Annotated in this window: 15 protein-coding genes; 8 read left to right on the forward strand and 7 right to left on the reverse strand. The window is 71.6% G+C overall.

What is annotated here, in order from left to right:
• Window positions 1-3: 3 nt before the first annotated feature.
• Window positions 4-723 (reverse strand): 3-oxoacyl-[acyl-carrier-protein] reductase, encoded by a 720-nt coding sequence (gene fabG / locus AB0E67_RS05900; RefSeq protein WP_351525504.1) that lies wholly within the window; start codon window positions 721-723, stop codon window positions 4-6.
• A 344-nt stretch (window positions 724-1,067) separates the two neighbouring features.
• Here fabG and AB0E67_RS05905 point away from each other — a divergent pair, with 344 nt between their 5' ends.
• The 3 genes from AB0E67_RS05905 to tyrS all read left to right on the forward strand — a co-directional run bounded on the left by AB0E67_RS05905 (window position 1,068) and on the right by tyrS (window position 5,351).
• Complete coding sequence (locus AB0E67_RS05905; RefSeq protein ID WP_362021568.1) at window positions 1,068-2,591, forward strand: TldD/PmbA family protein; 1,524 nt, start codon at window positions 1,068-1,070, stop codon at window positions 2,589-2,591.
• The gene (locus AB0E67_RS05910; protein ID WP_362021571.1) at window positions 2,588-3,982 is read left to right on the forward strand and encodes a metallopeptidase TldD-related protein; all 1,395 of its coding nucleotides are present in this window, start codon (window positions 2,588-2,590) and stop codon (window positions 3,980-3,982) included. The genes AB0E67_RS05905 and AB0E67_RS05910 overlap by 4 nt, the downstream gene beginning before the upstream one ends.
• A gap of 103 nt (window positions 3,983-4,085) precedes the next feature.
• A complete protein-coding gene (tyrS, locus tag AB0E67_RS05915; protein WP_351525959.1) occupies window positions 4,086-5,351 on the forward strand; it encodes a tyrosine--tRNA ligase in 1,266 nt (421 codons plus the stop codon).
• Window positions 5,352-5,505: 154 nt separating this feature from the next.
• Here the strand turns inward: tyrS and AB0E67_RS05920 are convergent, their stop codons facing one another.
• Window positions 5,506-5,817 carry a GlsB/YeaQ/YmgE family stress response membrane protein gene (locus tag AB0E67_RS05920; protein ID WP_362021574.1) on the reverse strand — a complete coding sequence of 104 codons (312 nt, stop codon included), beginning with the start codon at window positions 5,815-5,817 and terminating at the stop codon, window positions 5,506-5,508.
• 234 nt (window positions 5,818-6,051) lie between these two features.
• Between AB0E67_RS05920 and AB0E67_RS05925 the strand changes: the two genes are divergently transcribed.
• Complete coding sequence (locus AB0E67_RS05925; RefSeq protein WP_362021577.1) at window positions 6,052-6,414, forward strand: DUF3099 domain-containing protein; 363 nt, start codon at window positions 6,052-6,054, stop codon at window positions 6,412-6,414.
• Between the two features lie 329 nt (window positions 6,415-6,743).
• Complete coding sequence (locus AB0E67_RS05930; RefSeq protein ID WP_073788395.1) at window positions 6,744-6,986, forward strand: hypothetical protein; 243 nt, start codon at window positions 6,744-6,746, stop codon at window positions 6,984-6,986.
• A 9-nt stretch (window positions 6,987-6,995) separates the two neighbouring features.
• On the opposite strand, the gene moaA is transcribed toward AB0E67_RS05930, so the two are convergent.
• The 3 genes from moaA to AB0E67_RS05945 all read right to left on the reverse strand — a co-directional run bounded on the left by moaA (window position 6,996) and on the right by AB0E67_RS05945 (window position 10,273).
• Entirely contained in the window at window positions 6,996-7,985 is a 990-nt protein-coding gene (moaA, locus tag AB0E67_RS05935; protein WP_362021580.1) for a GTP 3',8-cyclase MoaA, read from the reverse strand.
• A 279-nt stretch (window positions 7,986-8,264) separates the two neighbouring features.
• A complete protein-coding gene (locus tag AB0E67_RS05940; RefSeq protein ID WP_362021583.1) occupies window positions 8,265-9,908 on the reverse strand; it encodes a cation acetate symporter in 1,644 nt (547 codons plus the stop codon).
• Window positions 9,905-10,273, reverse strand: coding sequence for a DUF485 domain-containing protein (locus AB0E67_RS05945; RefSeq protein WP_362021586.1), 369 nt, complete (start codon window positions 10,271-10,273; stop codon window positions 9,905-9,907). Before AB0E67_RS05945 ends, AB0E67_RS05940 begins: the two co-directional genes overlap by 4 nt.
• Window positions 10,274-10,585: 312 nt before the next feature.
• Between AB0E67_RS05945 and AB0E67_RS05950 the strand changes: the two genes are divergently transcribed.
• A complete protein-coding gene (locus AB0E67_RS05950; protein WP_362021589.1) occupies window positions 10,586-12,121 on the forward strand; it encodes a S8 family serine peptidase in 1,536 nt (511 codons plus the stop codon).
• Between the two features lie 85 nt (window positions 12,122-12,206).
• Entirely contained in the window at window positions 12,207-13,640 is a 1,434-nt protein-coding gene (locus AB0E67_RS05955) for a CoA transferase (protein WP_362021591.1), read from the forward strand.
• Window positions 13,641-13,699: 59 nt separating this feature from the next.
• Here AB0E67_RS05955 and AB0E67_RS05960 read toward each other — a convergent pair whose 3' ends face one another.
• Together AB0E67_RS05960 and AB0E67_RS05965 are read right to left on the reverse strand one after the other, a co-directional pair.
• Window positions 13,700-14,392: a lysoplasmalogenase gene (locus AB0E67_RS05960; RefSeq protein WP_362021593.1), complete on the reverse strand. Its 693-nt coding sequence runs from the start codon at window positions 14,390-14,392 to the stop codon at window positions 13,700-13,702.
• The gene (locus tag AB0E67_RS05965; protein WP_362021596.1) at window positions 14,389-15,348 is read right to left on the reverse strand and encodes a sterol desaturase family protein; all 960 of its coding nucleotides are present in this window, start codon (window positions 15,346-15,348) and stop codon (window positions 14,389-14,391) included. The genes AB0E67_RS05960 and AB0E67_RS05965 overlap by 4 nt, the downstream gene beginning before the upstream one ends.
• A gap of 170 nt (window positions 15,349-15,518) precedes the next feature.
• Between AB0E67_RS05965 and AB0E67_RS05970 the strand changes: the two genes are divergently transcribed.
• On the forward strand, window positions 15,519-18,617 hold the full coding sequence (locus tag AB0E67_RS05970; protein WP_362021598.1) for an NACHT domain-containing protein: 3,099 nt from the start codon (window positions 15,519-15,521) through the stop codon (window positions 18,615-18,617).
• Window positions 18,618-18,630 lie beyond the last annotated feature (13 nt).

Below are 18,630 nucleotides of genomic sequence, written 5' to 3' on the forward strand. Positions count from 1 at the left end.
TGATCAGTGACCCATGCCCAATCCGCCGTCAACGGGGATGACGGCTCCAGTGATGTACGAAGCGTCGTCGGAGGCGAGGAAGCGCACCGCGGCGGCGATCTCCTCGGGCTGCGCGTAGCGGCCGAGCGGCACCTGGGACACGATGCCCTTGCGCTGCTCCTCGCTGAGCACCTGGGTCATGTCGGTGTCGACGAAGCCGGGTGCGACGACGTTGAAGGTGATGTTCCGCGAGCCGAGTTCACGGGCCAGCGACCGGGCGAAGCCGACCAGACCCGCCTTGGAGGCGGCGTAGTTCGCCTGCCCCGCCGAGCCGAGCAGCCCGACGACGGAGGAGATGAGGACGACGCGGCCCTTCTTGGCCCGCAGCATGCCGCGGTTGGCGCGCTTGACGACCCGGAACGTGCCGGTGAGGTTGGTGTCGAGCACGGACGTGAAGTCGTCCTCGGACATCCGCATCAGCAACTGGTCCTTGGTGATACCGGCGTTGGCGACCAGAACCTCGACGGGGCCGTGCTTGTCCTCGATCTCCTTGTAGGCCTGCTCCACCTGTTCGGCGTCCGTGATGTCGCAACGGACCGCGAGGCAACCCGCCTCGGTGAGTTCCTGGGGGGGCTCGCCGGAGCGGAAGGTGATCGCGACCTTGTCGCCGTTGGCGGCGAAAGCGCGGGCGATGGCGAGGCCGATGCCCCGGTTTCCTCCGGTGACGAGAACCGAGCGGCTCAACGGATCACCCTTTCGATAGCGGTCTGGTACCTCGGAAACCTATCGGTACCACCCGCCCCGCGAGGAATCGGCCCCTGACAGCGCCTTCCCCCCGGCACTGTGGGGTTCCTACAGTCCCCTCGGGCCCGGCGGCCTCGTCCCGTCGATCCCGGGGCACGCGCGGGCAGGCCCTTTCCCCCGGCGGTCACCGATGCCCGTTTGTCGTACGTGGCCAGGGAGTCCGGGACCGCGTACGGTGCCGCGACACCACACGCGCCCCGTGGCCCGTCCGGCGGCGGCCCGCCGCATGATTCACTGCCAGGACGCGTCAGAGGACAGATCCCATCCGAGGAGGGGAGCCCTTCGTGGCCCACGAAGTAGATCAGTCGTTCCTGGCCCTGCCCCTGCGCTCCCTGGCCGACGCGGCGCTCGCCCGGGCCCGGGCGCTCGGGGCCGCGCACGCGGACTTCCGTTTCGAGCGGGTGCGCAGCGCGTCCTGGCGGCTGCGGGACGCCCGGCCCGCCGGGAGCTCCGACACCACCGACCTCGGGTACGCGGTACGGGTGGTGCACGGCGGGGCGTGGGGATTCGCCTCGGGCGTGGATCTCACGATGGACGCCGCGGCGAAGGTGGCCTCGCAGGCCGTCGCCATGGCGAAGCTGTCGGCGAAGGTGATCGCCGCGGCCGGGTCCGACGAGAGGGTGGAACTGGCCAACGAGCCGGTGCACGGCGAGCGGACCTGGGTCTCGTCGTACGAGATCGACCCGTTCTCCGTACCGGACGAGGAGAAGGCGGGACTGCTCGCCGAGTGGAGCGAGCGGCTGCTGCGGGCGGAGGGCGTCACGCACGTGGACGCCTCACTGACGACCGTCCACGAGAACAAGTTCTACGCGGACACGGCGGGCACCGTCACCACGCAGCAACGGGTGCGGCTGCACCCCGAGTTGACCGCGGTCGCCGTGGACGGGGCCACCGGCGAGTTCGACTCGATGCGGACGCTCGCCCCGCCGGTGGGCCGCGGCTGGGAGTACCTGACCGGGACCGGCTGGGACTGGGACGACGAGCTGGAGCGGATCCCCGGGCTGCTGGCGGAGAAGATGCGGGCGCCGGGCGTCGAGGCGGGGACGTACGACCTGGTCGTCGACCCGTCGAACCTGTGGCTGACCATCCACGAGTCGATCGGCCACGCCACCGAGCTGGACCGGGCGCTGGGGTACGAGGCGGCGTACGCGGGGACGTCGTTCGCCACCTTCGACCAGCTCGGCAGGCTGGCCTACGGCTCCCCCGTGATGAACGTGACCGGCGACCGGACCGCCGAGCACGGGCTGGCGACCATCGGGTACGACGACGAGGGCGTCGAGGCGCAGTCCTGGGACCTGATCAAGGACGGCACACTCGTCGGGTACCAGCTGGACCGGCGGATGGCGAAGCTGACGGGGCTGGGCCGCTCCAACGGCTGCGCGTACGCGGACTCGCCCGGCCACGTCCCCGTGCAGCGCATGGCGAACGTGTCGTTGCGGCCGGATCCGGGCGGGCTGTCCACGGAGGACCTGATCGGCGGGGTGGAGCGCGGGATCTACGTGGTCGGCGACCGGTCGTGGTCGATCGACATGCAGCGCTACAACTTCCAGTTCACCGGGCAGCGGTTCTTCCGCATCGAGAACGGCCGGCTGGCCGGCCAGCTGCGCGACGTCGCGTACCAGGCGACGACGACGGACTTCTGGGGCTCGATGGAGAAGGTCGGCGGTCCGCAGACGTACGTCCTGGGCGGCGCGTTCAACTGTGGCAAGGCCCAGCCGGGCCAGGTCGCGGCCGTCTCGCACGGGTGCCCCTCCGCCCTCTTCCGGGGCGTGAACATCCTCAACACGACGCAGGAGGCCGGGCGATGAGCCGCGTGACCAAGCCGCACGAGATCGTCGAACGGGCACTCGACCTGTCCACGGCCGACGGGTGTGTCGTCATCGCGGACGAGGAGTCGTCCGCGAATCTGCGCTGGGCCGGGAACGCGCTGACGACGAACGGGGTGACACGGGGGCGTAGCCTCACCGTCGTCGCGACCGTCGACGGCGCGCAGGGCACCGCGTCCGGTGTGGTGTCGCGGTCCGCTGTCACCGCCGACGACCTGGAGCCGCTGGTGCGGGCGGCCGAGGCCGCCGCGCGCGGGGCCGGTCCGGCGGAGGACGCGCAGCCGCTGGTCGAGGGGGTGCCGCCGTCCCCCGGTTTCACGGACGCGCCTGCCGAGACGGGTCCGGACGTCTTCGCGACGTTCGCCCCGGCACTCGGCGACGCGTTCGCCCGTGCCCGGTCGGGCGGCCGCGAGCTGTACGGCTTCGCCCACCACCAGATGACCTCCACCTACCTCGGCACGTCGACGGGGCTGCGCCTGCGCCACGACCAGCCGAACGGGACGCTGGAGCTGAACGCCAAGTCCCCCGACCGCACCCGGTCGGCCTGGGCGGGCCGCTCCACCCGCGACTTCCGGGACGTCGACCCCCTCGAACTCGACACGGAACTGGCCGGGCGGCTGCGCTGGGCCGAACGGCGCGTCGACCTGCCCGCCGGACGGTACGAGACGCTGCTGCCGCCGTCCGCCGTGGCCGACCTGCTGGTCTACCAGCTGTGGTCGTCGTCGGCACGGGACGCCGCGGAGGGCCGCACGGTGTTCTCCCTGCCCGGCGGCGGGACACGGCTCGGCGAGAAGCTGACCGAGCTGCCGCTGTCGCTGCGCAGCGACCCGCACGCGCCGGGGCTGGAGTCGGCGCCGTTCGTGATCGCCCACGCGTCCGGGGACAGCGCCTCCGTCTTCGACAACGGTCTGCCGCTGGCGTCGACGGACTGGATCCGGGACGGCCGGCTGGAACATCTGACGACCACCCGGCACACGGCGGGGCTGACCGGGCTGCCGGTCGCGCCGACGATCGACAACCTGCTGCTCGACGGCGGCGGGGAGCGGTCCCTGGAGGAGATGGTGGCCGCGACCACCGGCCGCGCCCTGCTGCTGACCTGCCTGTGGTACATCCGGGAGGTGGATCCTGCGACGCTGCTGCTGACCGGGCTGACCCGCGACGGGGTGTATCTCGTCGAGGACGGGGAGGTCGTCGGCGAGGTGAACAACTTCCGGTTCAACGAGTCGCCGGTGGACCTGCTGTCGCGGGCCGCGGAGGCGGGCCGTACCGAGAAGACGCTGCCGCGCGAGTGGAGCGACTGGTTCACCCGGGCCGCCATGCCCGCGCTGCGGATCCCGGACTTCAACATGAGTTCCGTGAGCCCCGGCGTCTGACCCGCCAGGGGTTGCGGGACGGCCCTTAGACTGGCTGGTGCCGTCCGGCGCGCCCGACGCGTCCGGACGCACATCCGATGCACATGCGAGGAGAGAAAGTACCGTGACGGACATCGTCGACGAGCTGAAGTGGCGTGGGCTGTTCGCCCAGTCCACCGATGAGGACGCACTGCGCAAGGCTCTCGCGGACGGCCCCGTCACGTTCTATTGCGGCTACGACCCCACCGCGGCGAGTCTGCACGTCGGCCACCTGGTGCAGGTGCTCACCATGCGCCGGCTCCAGCAGGCGGGGCTCCGGCCGCTCGCCCTGGTGGGCGGGGCCACCGGTCAGATCGGTGACCCGAGGCCGACCGCCGAGCGCACGCTGAACGACCCGGCAACGGTCGCCGAGTGGGTGTCGCGGCTGCGGAGGCAGATCGAGCCGTTCCTGTCCTTCGAGGGCGAGAACGCGGCGGTCATGGTGAACAACCTGGACTGGACCGCGGGCATGTCCGCGATCGAGTTCCTGCGCGACATCGGCAAGCACTTCCGCGTCAACAAGATGCTGACCAAGGACGCCATCGCCCGGCGCCTGGAGTCCGACGAGGGCATCAGCTACACCGAGTTCAGCTACCAGCTGCTCCAGAGCATGGACTTCCTGGAGCTGTACCGGCGCTACGGCTGCACCCTCCAGCAGGGCGGCAGCGACCAGTGGGGCAACCTCACCGCGGGTCTCGACCTGATCCACCGGCTGGAGCCGGGCGCCGAGGTGCACGCGCTGGCGACCCCGCTGATGACGAAGGCGGACGGGACCAAGTTCGGCAAGACCGAGGGCGGGGCCGTCTGGCTCGACCCGACGCTGACGACGCCGTACGCGTTCTACCAGTTCTGGCTGAACGTGGACGACCGGGACGTCTCCCGGTACATGCGCGTCCTCAGCTTCCGCACCCCTGCGGAGCTGGAGGAACTGGAGAAGGTCACCGAGGAGCGTCCGCAGGCCCGGACGGCGCAGCGCGCGCTGGCCGAGGAGCTGACGACGCTGGTGCACGGCGCCGACCAGTGTGCGGCGGTCGTCGCCGCGTCGAAGGCCCTCTTCGGCCAGGGCGACCTGGGCGAGCTGGACGAGGCGACGCTGGGCGCCGCCCTGTCCGAGGTCCCGCACGCGCGGGTCGCCGAGCTCGGCCCGCTGGTGGACCTCCTGGTGGAGGTCGGCCTGGCACCGAGCAAGTCCGGTGCCCGCCGCACGGTGAAGGAGGGCGGAGCGTACGTGAACAACGTCAAGGTCACGGACGGCGAGAGCGCACCGGACCGTGAGCTGCTGCTGCACGGACGGTGGCTGGTGCTGCGCCGGGGCAAGAAGAACCTCGCCGCCGTCGAGGTCACCGGCTGATCCCGCGCCGTCCGGGGGTCGGTGGACATCCGGGCTCGCCCGGACGACCGGCCCCGGACGGCCATGTGCCCCGGACCACCGGGGTTTCTGAATGCCGGCCCGCGGCCGGGTACGTGTTGACGCGTGCCCGGCCGCGGTGCGTCGTGGTCCGGGATCAGACCCTGTGGTCGCGGCTCGCGTGGGCGCGGCCCGCGCCTCTGTTCCCGGAGCCGCGGATCCTGGCCCACAGGCCGCTGCCGATACCGACGACGACCACCGCGCCGATCAGCTGGAGCAGATGGCGGATCCAGTCGATGCCCTTGGTGTCGTGGACTCCGATCCCGGTGGCGACGGCATTGCCCAGGATGCTGCCGATGAGACCCAGGAGCGCCGTCAGCCAGAGGGGGATGTTCTGTTTGCCGGGCAGGATCGCCCTCGCGATCAGGCCGAGCACGAGTCCCACGATGATTGCCCACAGCCAGCCCATGTCGCCTCCTCGTGCGACGCGATGTCGCATCTGCGCCCCAGTGTCGGGGCGGCTGCCCCGCGTCGCATGCCGGACGCGTCCGTATGCGCGATCGCGCGGACGGGACGCGCCCCGGCCTCGAAGCCTCCGGACACCGGGCGTACCGTGGATGCGGTCCGGACCGGGACATGTCCGGCTCGGGAACGAGGTGTCCCCCGGGTCGCCGGGCGCCGGGGGAAGGGTGGTGGAGACGTGATGCGGAAGCAGAACGCCGTCGAGGTCTTCCGGATCACGGGAGCCAGGCAGGGGCTCGCGGACGACGTGCGCGGCAGGCAGCGGCGCTATGTGATCTCGATGTCCGTACGGACGGTCTCGGTGATCCTGGCCGCGGCGCTGTGGAACGTCGAGCGGTACGTGGCGATCGTGGCCCTGGTCCTCGGAGCTCTGCTCCCGTACGTGGCGGTGGTCATCGCCAACGCGGGCCGGGAAACCACTCCCGCGCTCCCCCCGACGTTCATCCCCGCTCCGGTGCGCCCGGCGCTCGACGCCCCGTCCGTGTCCGGTACGACACCGTCGGGCCCCGTCGACGACGAAAAGCGTGGCGGAGACCCCGTGTGAACCACGAGAAACCGTAGTAACGCCCTGGAGGCCGGTTTCGGTCCCCGGGAAGTCCGCGTCGAACCCGGGATTCGCGAAAACGTCAGATCAATCCCGGAGTTACGGTGCACCGCACCCCGGTCTGCGTGACATACTTCGTACGCGCTCCGCATCCCCCGTCGGAGCGACGGACCGACGCCGGGCAGCTCCCCCCGTGGCTGCTCGGCGTCGTTTTTGTTCGTCGTGGCGGGATGCGCGACGGGCGGGATGCGTGGGGACACGCGACGGGCGGGTGCCGGTCGGACGCCGGGCCCCGGGCCATCTGTACCGGGCCCACTAGGGTTGATCACGTGAACTCCCCCGATACCGCGGCCGAGAACGCCGCACCCATCTGTTCCGCCAAGGGCTGTCGGGCCGCCGCCGTGTGGGTGCTGGCCTGGAACAATCCGAAGCTGCACACCCCGGAACGCCGCAAGACGTGGCTGGCCTGCGAGGAGCACCGCGAGCACCTCTCCTCGTTCCTGGGCGTCCGCGGGTTCCTCAAGGACGTCGTGACGCTGGCCGATTGGGAGTCCGGGGCCGCCGGTCGCTGAGGGCCGCCGTCAGCCGCCGATCGCCGACATCGGCCGGTCCGGTTGCAGGAAGGACGGGTCGTCCAGCCCGGAGCCGGCCTTCTTCCCCCACATCGCCCGCGTCCAGATCCGGGCGATCTCCTCGTCCGGCGCGTCCGAGCGCAGCGCGCCGCGCAGATCGGTCTCCTCACGGGCGAAGAGGCAGGTGCGCACCTGCCCGTCGGCGGTGAGCCTGGTCCGGTCGCAGGCCCGGCAGAAGGGCCGGGTGACGGAGGCGATGACACCGACGCGGTGGGGTCCGCCGTCGACGAGCCAGCGTTCGGCGGGCGCGGATCCGCGCGCGCTCCCGTCCTCCTCGGTGAGGGTGAAGCGGGTGCGCAGCGACCGGAGTATGTCACCGGCCGTGATCATGCCTTCGCGCTTCCAGCCGTGCTGGGCGTCGAGCGGCATCTGCTCGATGAAACGGAGCTCGTATCCGTGCTCGACGGCCCAGGCGAGCAGCTCGGGTGCCTCGTCGTCGTTGAGTCCCGGCATCAGGACCGTGTTGACCTTGACCGGCGCGAGTCCGGCGTCACGGGCGGCTTCGAGGCCGGTCAGTACGTCGTGGTGGCGGTCGCGGCGGGTGAGTGCCTTGAAGACGTCGGGGCGCAGGGTGTCCAGCGAGACGTTGACCCGGTCCAGCCCGGCTTCCTTGAGCGCGCCCGCGGTGCGTCCCAGCCCGATGCCGTTGGTGGTGAGCGAGAGCCCGGGGCGTGGGGCGAGGGCCGCGCAGCGTTCGACGACGGAGACGAGCCCGGGGCGCAGCAGCGGCTCGCCGCCGGTGAAGCGGACTTCCGTGACGCCGAGGCTGGTGACGGCGATGCGGACGAGCCGGACGATCTCGTCGTCGCTGAGCAGATCGGGCTTGGCCAGCCATTGCAGGCCCTCTTCGGGCATGCAATAGGTGCAGCGCAGATTGCACCGGTCGGTCAGCGACACGCGCAGGTCGGTGGCGACCCGGCCGTATGTGTCGATGAGCATGTGGGCCCCCTCCCCGTCGTTCTCCGGTTTCCGTTTCCGGACTGTCGCGGTATCGGCCGGGCTTCCCGGGCACCGCTCCGGCCGGTCGCCGGGCGGAGCCCGTCGGCGGGACGTCCGTCCCGGCCCTCGCGGCCGGCTCTTCCGAGACTACGCGAGACCTGGGACATCGGAGGGGTGCGCTCGGCACTCGTACGGCTCCGGGAGCATCGTGGCCGGGTCGCGGATCCTGCGACACGGCCACGACGGTACGACGGCGACGGGGTTGGTGTCCCGCCCGGCTCAGTGGGCTCCGACGCCGGTGAGGGACTTCACCTCCAGTTCGGCGTACTTGCCCTTGTCGGGTTCTTCCTTGGAGAGGAGGGAGCCGATCCAGCCGAGCAGGAAGCCCAGCGGGATGGAGATCAGCCCCGGGTTCTCCAGCGGGAACCAGGCGAAGTCGACCCCCTTGAACATGGACGTCTTCTCGTTGCCGGAGACGACCGGTGAGAACAGCACCAGGATCACCGAGGTGGCCAGGCCACCGTAGATCGACCAGAGCGCGCCCCGGGTGGTGAACCGCTTCCAGAAGAGGCTGTAGAGGATGGTCGGCAGGTTCGCCGAGGCGGCGACGGCGAAGGCGAGCGCGACCAGCCCGGCGACGTTCAGGTCGCGGGCGAAGACGCCCAGGACGATCGCGACCGCGCCGATGAGGACGGTGGCCCAGCGGGCGGCCCGCATCTCCTCCTTCTCGGTGGCCTTCCCCTTGCGGATGACGTTGGCGTAGATGTCGTGCGCGAAGGAGGACGAGGAGGCGAGGGTGAGGCCCGCGACCACGGCGAGGATGGTGGCGAAGGCGACGGCCGAGATCACCGCCAGCAGCACGGCGCCGCCGGTGGAGCCCACGCCTCCGAGGTATTCGGCGAGTTGTGGGGCGGCGGCGTTGCCGGCCGGGTTCTTCGCCTTGATCTCGGCCGGGCCGATCAGCGCCGCCGCACCGAAGCCGAGCGCGATCGTCATCAGGTAGAAGGCGCCGATGATGCCGATGGCCCAGTTGACCGACTTACGGGCGGCCTTGGCGGTCGGCACCGTGTAGAAGCGGATCAGGATGTGCGGCAGACCGGCGGTGCCGAGGACCAGCGCGATGCCGAGGGAGAGGAAGTCGAGCTTCGAGGTGCCGGTGGCGCCGTACTTGAGGCCGGGTTCCAGGAACGCGGCTCCGTGGCCGCTCTTCGCCGCGGCCGTGCCCAGCAGGTCGGAGACGTTGAAGTCGAACTTCAGCAGCACCAGGAACGTCATCAGCAGGGCACCGGCGATGAGCAGGACGGCCTTGACCATCTGGACCCAGGTGGTGCCCTTCATGCCGCCGATGGTGACGTACACGATCATCAGCACGCCGACCAGCGCGACGATGAGGATCTTGCCCGCGTCGCTGGTGATGCCGAGCAGCAGGGCGACCAGGACGCCCGCGCCCGCCATCTGAGCCAGCAGGTAGAAGATCGAGACGACGATGGTGGAGACGCCGGCCGCGGTGCGGACCGGGCGCTGCCGCATCCGGTAGGCGAGGACGTCGCCCATCGTGTAGCGGCCGGAGTTGCGCAGCGGCTCGGCGACCAGCAGCAGCGCCACGAGCCAGGCGACGAGGAAGCCGATGGAGTAGAGGAAGCCGTCGTAGCCGAAGAGGGCGATGGCTCCGGCGATACCGAGGAACGAGGCCGCCGACATGTAGTCGCCGGAGACCGCGAGCCCGTTCTGGAAGGCGGTGAACTGCCTGCCTCCCGCGTAGAAGTCGGAGGCGTTCCTGGTCTGTCGGCCGGCCCAGACGGTGATGCCGAGGGTCGCGGCGACGAACACCGCGAACAGCGTGATGATCAGTGGCCGGTGCTCGGCGGTCGAGGAGGCGGCGGCCAGGTCGAGGACGGCGGGCGAGGGGTGTGCGGCGCTCATGCGTCGGCCTCCAGACGGGACTTGATGGCCTCGGCCTTCGGGTCGAGCTTCGCGGCGGCGTGGCGCGAGTAGAGCCAGGCGATGAGGAAGGTGCTGACGAACTGGGCGAGGCCGAACACGAAGGCCACGTTGATGTTGCCGTACACCTTGGTGCCCATGAAGTCGCCCGCGTAGTTGGACAGCAGGACGTACAGGAGGTACCAGAGGACGAAGGCGACGGTCAGCGGGAAGGCGAACGAGCGGTGGGTGCGGCGCAGTTCACCGAACTCCGCGCTCTCCTGGGTCGCGACGAACGCCTCGGTCGTCGGTTCGGCGGGGCGGGTGTCCGTAACGCTCTCGGGCGGTGGTGCTGCATCGGTAGTCACGGAATCTCCTCGCGACGCGGGTGCGGTGAACGGGAACGGTGGGGTTTCGCCGGGGAACCACGGCCGGCCGGGGGCGCGTGGTGCGCTCTCCCGGGGTGACGGCGGGTGCCCCTGCCTACGACACGGACGGCGTGTGACGGTGGTTCACCGCCGGTTCACACTCCCCGGACGCGTCCGTGCGCGGCTGTCCGGTCAAATCGGTCGGTCTTACTCATTGATGAACGGGGATGATCAGCGATAACTTCACTGGTCATGTACGCGACCGGGTACGGCCGGTGTCCGGTCGCCCGGCACTGATGATGTGGAGACCCCATGGCTCAGCTGGGTTCCAGACGGACGCGCACCCTGACGATCTCCGTCGGACTGGCACTCACGGCTTCGCTCGGCTTCCTGCCGACGGGGGCCGCCTCCGCCGCTCCGGCGGACGCGCAGCCCTCGGCGGCGGTGTCGACGGACGGCCCGAAGCTCTCGTACGTGGTCAACACTCGGGCCAATCACGGCACCGTCAAGCAGGTGAAGAAGGCGATAGCCGCGGCCGGCGGCACGGTGGTGATCGCCTACGAGCAGATAGGCGTGATCGTCGTCCACTCGCAGAACCCGGACTTCGCCAAGACGATCCGCCGTGCCAAGGGCGTCGACTCGGCGGGAGCCACCCGTACCAACCCCATGGTTCCGCAGGCCACCACGGACACCGGGGTCGAGCAGCCGCTCACCGCCGCGCAGGCCGAGGCCGCGGCGGCGGAGGCGACCGCCGGGCAGGACCCGATGGAGCCGCTGCAGTGGGACCTGCCGGCCATCAAGGCGGACCAGGCGCACCGCGTATCGCTGGGCAGCAGCAAGGTCACGGTCGGTGTCATCGACACGGGCGTCGACGACACCCACCCCGACCTGGCGCCGAACTTCGACCGCGGGGCCTCGGCCAGCTGCGTGTCCGGGGCGCCGGACACGTCGGACGGCGCCTGGCGTCCGAAGACCGGGGAGAGCGACCATGGCACGCACGTGGCGGGCACCATCGCCGCCGCGAAGAACGGCGTCGGGGTCACGGGCGTCGCGCCGGGCGTGAAGGTCGCCGGCATCAAGGTGGCGAACCCGAACGGCTCCTTCTACACCGAGTCGATCGTCTGCGGCTTCGTCTGGGCCGCCGAGAACGGGATCGACGTCACCAACAACAGCTATTACACCGACCCGTGGATGTTCAACTGCAAGGACGACCTCGACCAGGGCGCGCTGGTCGAGGCCGTCGCCCGCGCCACCCGTTACGCGGAGCGCAGGGGCACGGTCAACGTGGCCTCGGCCGGCAACAGCGCCTTCGACCTGGCCGCCCCCACGATCGAGGACACGACCAGCCCGAACGACACCACGGCGGTCGACCGGACGATCGACCCGCGCCAGTGCCTCGACATCCCGGCGATGCTGCCCGGTGTCGTGACGGTCTCGGCGACCGGTGCCAAGGGACTGAAGTCCTCGTACTCGAACTACGGCAAGGGCATGATCGACGTCGCCGCCCCGGGCGGTGACTCGACGATCTACCAGAAGCCCGAGGCGCCCGCCACGAGCGGTCTGATCCTGTCCACGCTGCCGGGCGGCAAGTACGGCTACAAGGCCGGTACGTCGATGGCGTCCCCGCACGTCGCGGGCGTCGCGGCGCTGATCAAGTCCAAGCACCCGTACGCCTCGGCGGCCGCGGTGAAGGCGCTCCTGGCGGTCGAGGCCGACGCCACCGCGTGCGGCGCGCCGTACGACATCGACGGCGACGGCGAGATCGACGCCGTGTGCGAGGGCGGCAAGAAGGACAACGGCTTCTACGGGGCCGGGGTCGTCAACGCGCTGAACGCGGTCCGCTGGTAGCCACAGCGAGCATCCCGGGGCGGCGGCCGGCACCGGCCGCCGCCCTCCCTTCCCGGCCGGTGGCACTCGGTGCCATAGTGCGGAGATGAATCACGCACACGTGTCCGGAACGCGGCAGGCATGGGCGGCGCTGGGCGGGGACCCCGCGCTGCTCCCACACATCGTGACGGGCGGCCCGGCGGGGCTGCTGCCCGCCCGGCTGCCGGTCATGGAGCTGGCCCGTTCCTCGGTCGCGGTCTGTTCGCTGGCCGCCGCCGAACTGGCCGCGCTCCGCACCGCGCGCCCCGTGCCCCGGGTCCGGGTCGACGACGGCGCGGTCGCCGCGGCGTTCACCAGCGAACGCCATCTGCGGATCGACGGGCGCGCGCCGACCTCCTTCGCCCCGTTGTCCCGGTTCTGGCGCACGGCGGACGGCTGGGTCCGTACGCACGCCAACTACCCGCACCACCGGGCCCGGTTGCTCGGCACGCTGGGCCTGCCCGAGGACGTCCCGGATCCGGCCGCCGCGGACGCCGTCGCCGCCTCGTTCGCCGGACGCCGGGGCGACGAGATCGAGGAGACCGTGTACGCGGCGGGCGGCCTGGCCGTCGCCGCGCGTACGCCCGGCGAGTGGGCCGCCGGTCCCCAGGGCGCCGCGGTCCGGGACACGCCGCTGGTGGACCGGGTCCGCCTCGACGACGCGCCGGTGCGCCGCACCGCGCCGCTCACCGGCGAGAACCCCCTGCTGCCCCTGGCCGGGCTGCGCGTGCTGGACCTGACCAGGGTGATCGCGGGCCCCGTCGCCACCCGTACGCTCGCGCTGCTCGGCGCGGACGTGCTGCGGATCGACGCCCCGAAGCTGCCGGAGAGCCCGGACGCGCACAGCGACACCGGTTTCGGTAAGCGGTCCGTGGACCTGGACCTCGCCGACCGCAGCGGCTCGGCCGTCTTCGACGAACTGCTGGCCGGCGCGGACGTGGTGGTCATCGGCTACCGGCCCGGTTCGGTCGAGCGGTTCGGGCTGACTCCCGAGTCGCTGGCCGCCCGCAGGCCGGGGGTGGTGATCGGCAGGCTCTCGGCGTGGGGGCACGGTCCGTGGGCGGGGCGGCGCGGCTTCGACAGCCTGGTGCAGGTGGCGACCGGCATCGCCTCGGTCGAGGCCCCGGACGGGGCGGAGCACGCACCGGGCGCGCTGCCCGCCCAGGCACTGGACCACGGCACGGGCTACCTGCTGGCCGCCGCCGTGCTGCGCGCGTTGACCGGGCAGCACGAGGAGGGTGGCTCCCGGCTGGTCACCCTCTCGCTCGCCCGTACCGCCGCGTGGCTGCTCGACGAACTGCCCGCGGCCCCCCGGCCCGGGACCCGCGACGGAGCGGCGGATCCTTACGGTCCGGAGAAGTGGCTGACGGAGACGGACGGTCCGCTCGGCCGCCTGCGTCACGCCCTGCCGCCGGTCGGCTTCGACGGTTCGCCCGCCGACTGGTCGCGCCCGCCCGGCCCGCTGGGCTCGGACGCGCCGGTCTGGCTCGGCGCGGGCTGAACGGGCCGTACGCGTCCGCGGGGTGGTTCGTCCACCGCCCGGCGGCCCCGGTGACGGGGTCACGGCCGCGGGGTGCCCGGTGCCAGGGGGACGGCCGAGGCGCGTGCCCACGGCCGCGTACCGGGCGGGAGCGCCCCGCCCGCGAGCAGGAACTGCGCGGCGATGTACGTGAGCATGATCCAGAAGTCGTGCGCGGGCAGCCGCGGCCCGTCGGCGACCCCGACGGCGATCAGTGCGTCGGAGAGCAGGAAGAGAGCCCCGCCGACGGCCGCGTACCGGCCGAGGACAACGGCGCGGTACGCCACGGCCGTGAGCAGCAGGCTGTAGCCGACCATCGGGATCCGCAGGTCGGCGGGGAGCCCCGGCCAGAGCAGCACGAGGGCGCCGGCCAGCACGACGGCGTACGCGACCGCGGCGGACCACGGGCTCCGGGCTCGTCCGAACAGCCACAGGTAGCAGACGTGTCCGACGGCGAAGGAGCCCATCCCGAGGAGGAAGGCGGTGTCGGAGTCCACCAGCAGGAACACGTCGCCGCCCCAGCCGAACAACAGCGCGGCGACGAGCAGCCGGGGGCCGCGCCGGACGGCGGCGTACCCGGCCAGCAGCGGCATCAGCAGGGGCTTGGCGACGAGACGCGCGACCGGGACGTCGGCGAGCACGGCGACGAGGTCGACGGCAGCGGCCACCAGGAAGGCGGTGAGCAGCGCGCGGGCGAGGCGTTCCCGGCGGTCCGGTCCGGTGGTGGCGCTCATCCGGCACGCTCCTCGGTGCGATGGTTCATGGAGGTCGTCGGCACCTGCGCGGTGCGGGAGTCGGAGGCAGGGGGCGTCGCCCCGGTGGTACGGGTCCGGGGGCCCCGGGAGGCCGTCGCGGTCGCCGTCGGCTGCCAGCCCGGTCCGCGGAAGATCCGCCCGGCTCGCTCGCCCCAACTGCCCGCCGCCCGCACGTCGCGGGCGATGGCGGCGTACTCGTGGGTGGCGACCCGCAGCGGGTTGTAGGTGTCGATGTTCTTGGTGAGGCCGAACACGGGCCGCTGCGTCTCGGGGGTGAAGGTTCCGAAGAGCCGGTCCCAGAGGATGAGGATGCCGCCGAAGTTGCGGTCCAGGTAGCCGCCCTGCGAGGCGTGGTGCACCCGGTGGTGCGAGGGCGTGTTCAGTACGTACTCGAACGGCCCGGGAAGCCTGCCGACGCGTTCCGTGTGCACCCAGAACTGGTAGACGAGGTTCACCGACGAGCAGAAGGCGAGCGCGGCCGGGTGGACCCCGCAGGCCACCAGCGGCACGTAGAACGGCCAGACGCTCCATGACGTCCAGGGCTGGCGCAGCGCGGTGGTGAGGTTGAACTTCCGGCTGGAGTGGTGGACGACGTGGCAGGCCCACAGGATCCGGATGACGTGGTGGCCCCGGTGGGACCAGTAGTAGAGGAAGTCCTGGGCGAGCAGCATCAGCAGGACGGTCCACCACAGCACGGGGACCCGCAGCGGCGTCAGCTCGTAGACCGCGGTGTAGATCGCGACGATGGGCACTTTCCACAGCAGGTCGAAGCCCAGGCTGCCCACTCCCATGGTGACGCTGGTGACCGCGTCCTTCGCCTCGTACCCTGCGGCTTCCTCGTCGGGATGGAAGCGGTGGAGGGCCAGTTCCAGCACGGTGAGCAGGATGAAGGCCGGTATGGACCAGAGCACGACATCGGGCAGGTTCGACGGCATGCGAGCACCGTAGAGCCGCACGTCGCCGAGGACCAGACGTTGTTACCAACAAGTATGCGAGACACGATGTCAACAGTCTTTGGCGGCTTCCACCAAATCCTCCGTCACTCCCGTCGGCGCGGGCGTCGTACGATCCCTGTGAACGGAACCACCTCGGGGGAGGAACTGTCGTGCAGGGTCTGGACGTTGCGCTGCTCCGGCTGGCCACGACGGTGGCCGGCGCGGTCGCCAGGTCGTTGGTGCGGCCGAGGACCGGCGCGGGGCTGGTCCCGGATCCGGTGCGTCCGCTCCCCCGCCCGGCGAAGCCGGACCGCCTGGCGAAGGTGCTCGGGAAGCGTCTGACGGAGTCGTACGCGGATCTCCCCGAGCACGAGCGGCTGGCCGCCGTGGACGCGGTACGGGACGCGTTCGCGGCGGCGGACGGGCTGACGGCGGACCGGCTGTTCGCACTGGACCTGGATCCGGCACGGCTGCGCGCCGAACTGCCGGTGCCCGCCGCGGGCCTCGGGGAGCGCGCGACCGACCTGTACGAGGAACTGCTGGGCCGGTGCTGCGAGCACGTCGTGGAGCAGCTGACCGCCGAGCCGTCGTTCGCGGCGCGGGCGGCGGTGGAGCAGGTCCGTTCGGCCGCGCGGACGAGGGAGCTGATGGAGGACGTCCGTTCCCGGACGGGTCCGCGCCCGGAGGCGGCGGCCCTGGACTTCGAGCAGCGGTACGCGGACTTCGTGGCCACCACGCACAGCCGGATGGGACTGTTCGGGCTGACGCTGGGCCGCTCGGCGGGCGAATGGCCGCTGGAGACGGCCTACATCGGCCTGACGGTGAGTTCCCACGACTCCTGCGGCCCGGAGTGGTGGGAACTGCCCGCCCCGGACCGGGTGACGGTCAGGGTCGAACAGGCGCTCGCGGACACCGACCGGCTGCTGCTGCGCGGTCCGGCGGGGTCCGGGAAGAGCACGCTGGTGCAGTGGCTGGCGGTGAACGCCGCGTGCCGCACCTTCGCCGACGGGCTCGCGGACTGGAACCGCTGTGTGCCCTTCGTCCTACGGCTGCGCGCCTTCACCTCGTACGAGTCCCTGCCCGTGCCCGACGACTTCCTGCGCGCGACCGGCGTCCCGCTGCACGGCGCGGCGCCCCCGGGCTGGGCGGACCGGCTGCTGGCCGAGGGCCGGGCGCTGGTCCTGGTGGACGGGGTGGACGAGGTCCCCATGCGGCTGCGCAACCGGACCGAGCGCTGGCTCAAGGACCTGATCGCGGCCTATCCGCAGGCCCGCTACGTGGTGACGACCCGGCCCTCCGCCGTCCCGGACGGCTGGCTGGACCGGCAGGACTTCGTCGCGCACTCCCTGCAGCCGATGGAACGGGAGGACGTCCGCGCCTTCATCGGGCACTGGCACGACGCGGCACGGACGGAGTGCCCGTCCGGGGACGAGCGGACGAGGCTCGACACGTACGAGGAGGCGCTGCGCCGGGCGGTCGGGGCGCGCCGGGACCTGGGCCGGCTGGCGACGAACCCGCTGATGTGTGCGCTGCTGTGCGCCCTCAACCGGGACCGGCGGATGCAGCTCCCGCGCGCCCGCAAGGAGTTGTACGACGCCGCGCTGGACATGCTGCTGGTCCGCCGGGACACCGAGCGCGAGATCGTGGGCGTGGAGGGCGTCGACCTGACCCGCGAGGAGCAGACCGCGCTGTTGCAGCGGCTGGCGTACTGGCTGATCCGCAACGGCCGGGTGGAGACGGACCGCGCGCAGGCGGTGGCGCTGGTCGGGGACTGGCTGCGGGCCATGCCGCAGGTGCGGGGCACGGCGGAGCAGGTGTTCTCGCACCTGCTGATCCGCAGCGGCCTGCTGCGCGAACCGGCCCCGGGCGCCGTGGACTTCGTGCACCGGACGTTCCTGGACTACCTGGGCGCGAAGGCCGCGGTGGAGGCGCGGGACTTCGGGGTGCTGGTGCGCAACGCGCACGACGACGGCTGGGACGACGTGGTGCAGATGGCCGTGGGGCACGCCCGGGTGGACGAACGGACCGAACTCCTGCGCGGGTTGCTGCGCCGCGCGGACCAGGACCTCGGCCTCGGCCACCGGCTGGTGCTGCTCGCGGCGGCGAGCCTGGAGCACGCCCCGGAGCTGGACCCGGACGTCCGGGAGGAGGTGGAGCACCGGACCGCGAAGCTGCTGCCGCCGAGCACCCCCGAGGACACCGAGGAGCTCGCGAAGGTCGGTGAACTGGTGCTGGGACTGCTGCCGGGCCCGGACCAGGTGAACGAGCGCGAGGCGGCCGAGATCGTGCGGACGGCGGCGGAGATCAAGGGGGACGCGGCCTACGAGGTCATCGGCCGCTTCCGGTCGGACGACCGGTTCTTGGTGACTGACGCCCTCTCCGACGCGTGGAGTTCCTTCGACGCGGAGACCTACGCGCGCGAGATCCTGGCTGACCGGTCCTGGGACTCCGGACCACACGTCTACGTACGGACCGAAGCCCAGTTGGCCGCGCTGCGTCACATCCCCACCGCGCGAGGCGTGCATGTCCAGGGAGATCACGAATGCTTCCCCGACATCACCTCCCGGAGCGATGTGGAACGGCTGTTCGTCTTCCGCAACCAGGCCCTCGGCGAGCTGAGTCACATCGCGGCCATGCCCCGGCTGCGCGAGGTGGGCCTCAGCATGTGCCCGCGGATCAGGGACCTCGGTCCGCTGGCCCGCCCCGGTCTGGAATGGCTCTCTCTGGTCGAACTGCATCCTGACCTGGAACCCGGGCCCCTGCGCGACATGCCCGATCTGCGCAGACTCACCCTGGGGCACGCCCCCCTCATCGAGTGCATCGGCGAACTTCCCGTCGGCCAACGGATCACCAACCTGACGCTCCGCGTCCAGAACCGGCCCGTGCGCCTGGAGGGACTGGAGCGCTGGACGGCCCTGCGCACACTGTCCCTCTGGGACAACACGCATCTGCTCCAGCTCACCGGTGCGCCACCACTCTCCGGCCTGGAATCGCTCATGCTGAATCGGCTGTCACCGCTCGACCTCCGACTGCTGTCACCGCTCGCCGGACTGCGCATGCTGAGCCTGTCCGGGTGCGAGGTACCCGATGGGCTGGGCCCCCTGCGCGAGCTGACCCACCTCACCTCCCTCGATCTGACGGCGCTGCCCCACCCCGTCGACCTGTCCCCGTTGAGCGATCGGCACGAGCTGACCATCACCCTCTCGCACGACGCCCGGGTCAGCGGCACCGAACACTTCCCGCCCGAACGCATCGTCCGGCGTTCCTGATCTCGGCACGCAC

This window comes from Streptomyces sp. NPDC032161 (genome assembly GCF_040636995.1).
GTDB lineage: Bacteria > Actinomycetota > Actinomycetes > Streptomycetales > Streptomycetaceae > Streptomyces.

Coding starts and splice junctions, on each gene's coding strand:
- AB0E67_RS05955 (WP_362021591.1), top strand. CDS start 12,207: ATGAATCACGCACACGTGTCCGGAACGCGGCAGGCATGGGCGGCGCTG.
- AB0E67_RS05925 (WP_362021577.1), top strand. CDS start 6,052: ATGCGGAAGCAGAACGCCGTCGAGGTCTTCCGGATCACGGGAGCCAGG.
- AB0E67_RS05920 (WP_362021574.1), bottom strand. CDS start 5,817: ATGGGCTGGCTGTGGGCAATCATCGTGGGACTCGTGCTCGGCCTGATC.
- AB0E67_RS05965 (WP_362021596.1), bottom strand. CDS start 15,348: ATGCCGTCGAACCTGCCCGATGTCGTGCTCTGGTCCATACCGGCCTTC.
- AB0E67_RS05910 (WP_362021571.1), top strand. CDS start 2,588: ATGAGCCGCGTGACCAAGCCGCACGAGATCGTCGAACGGGCACTCGAC.
- AB0E67_RS05960 (WP_362021593.1), bottom strand. CDS start 14,392: ATGAGCGCCACCACCGGACCGGACCGCCGGGAACGCCTCGCCCGCGCG.
- AB0E67_RS05940 (WP_362021583.1), bottom strand. CDS start 9,908: ATGAGCGCCGCACACCCCTCGCCCGCCGTCCTCGACCTGGCCGCCGCC.
- AB0E67_RS05950 (WP_362021589.1), top strand. CDS start 10,586: ATGGCTCAGCTGGGTTCCAGACGGACGCGCACCCTGACGATCTCCGTC.
- moaA (WP_362021580.1), bottom strand. CDS start 7,985: ATGCTCATCGACACATACGGCCGGGTCGCCACCGACCTGCGCGTGTCG.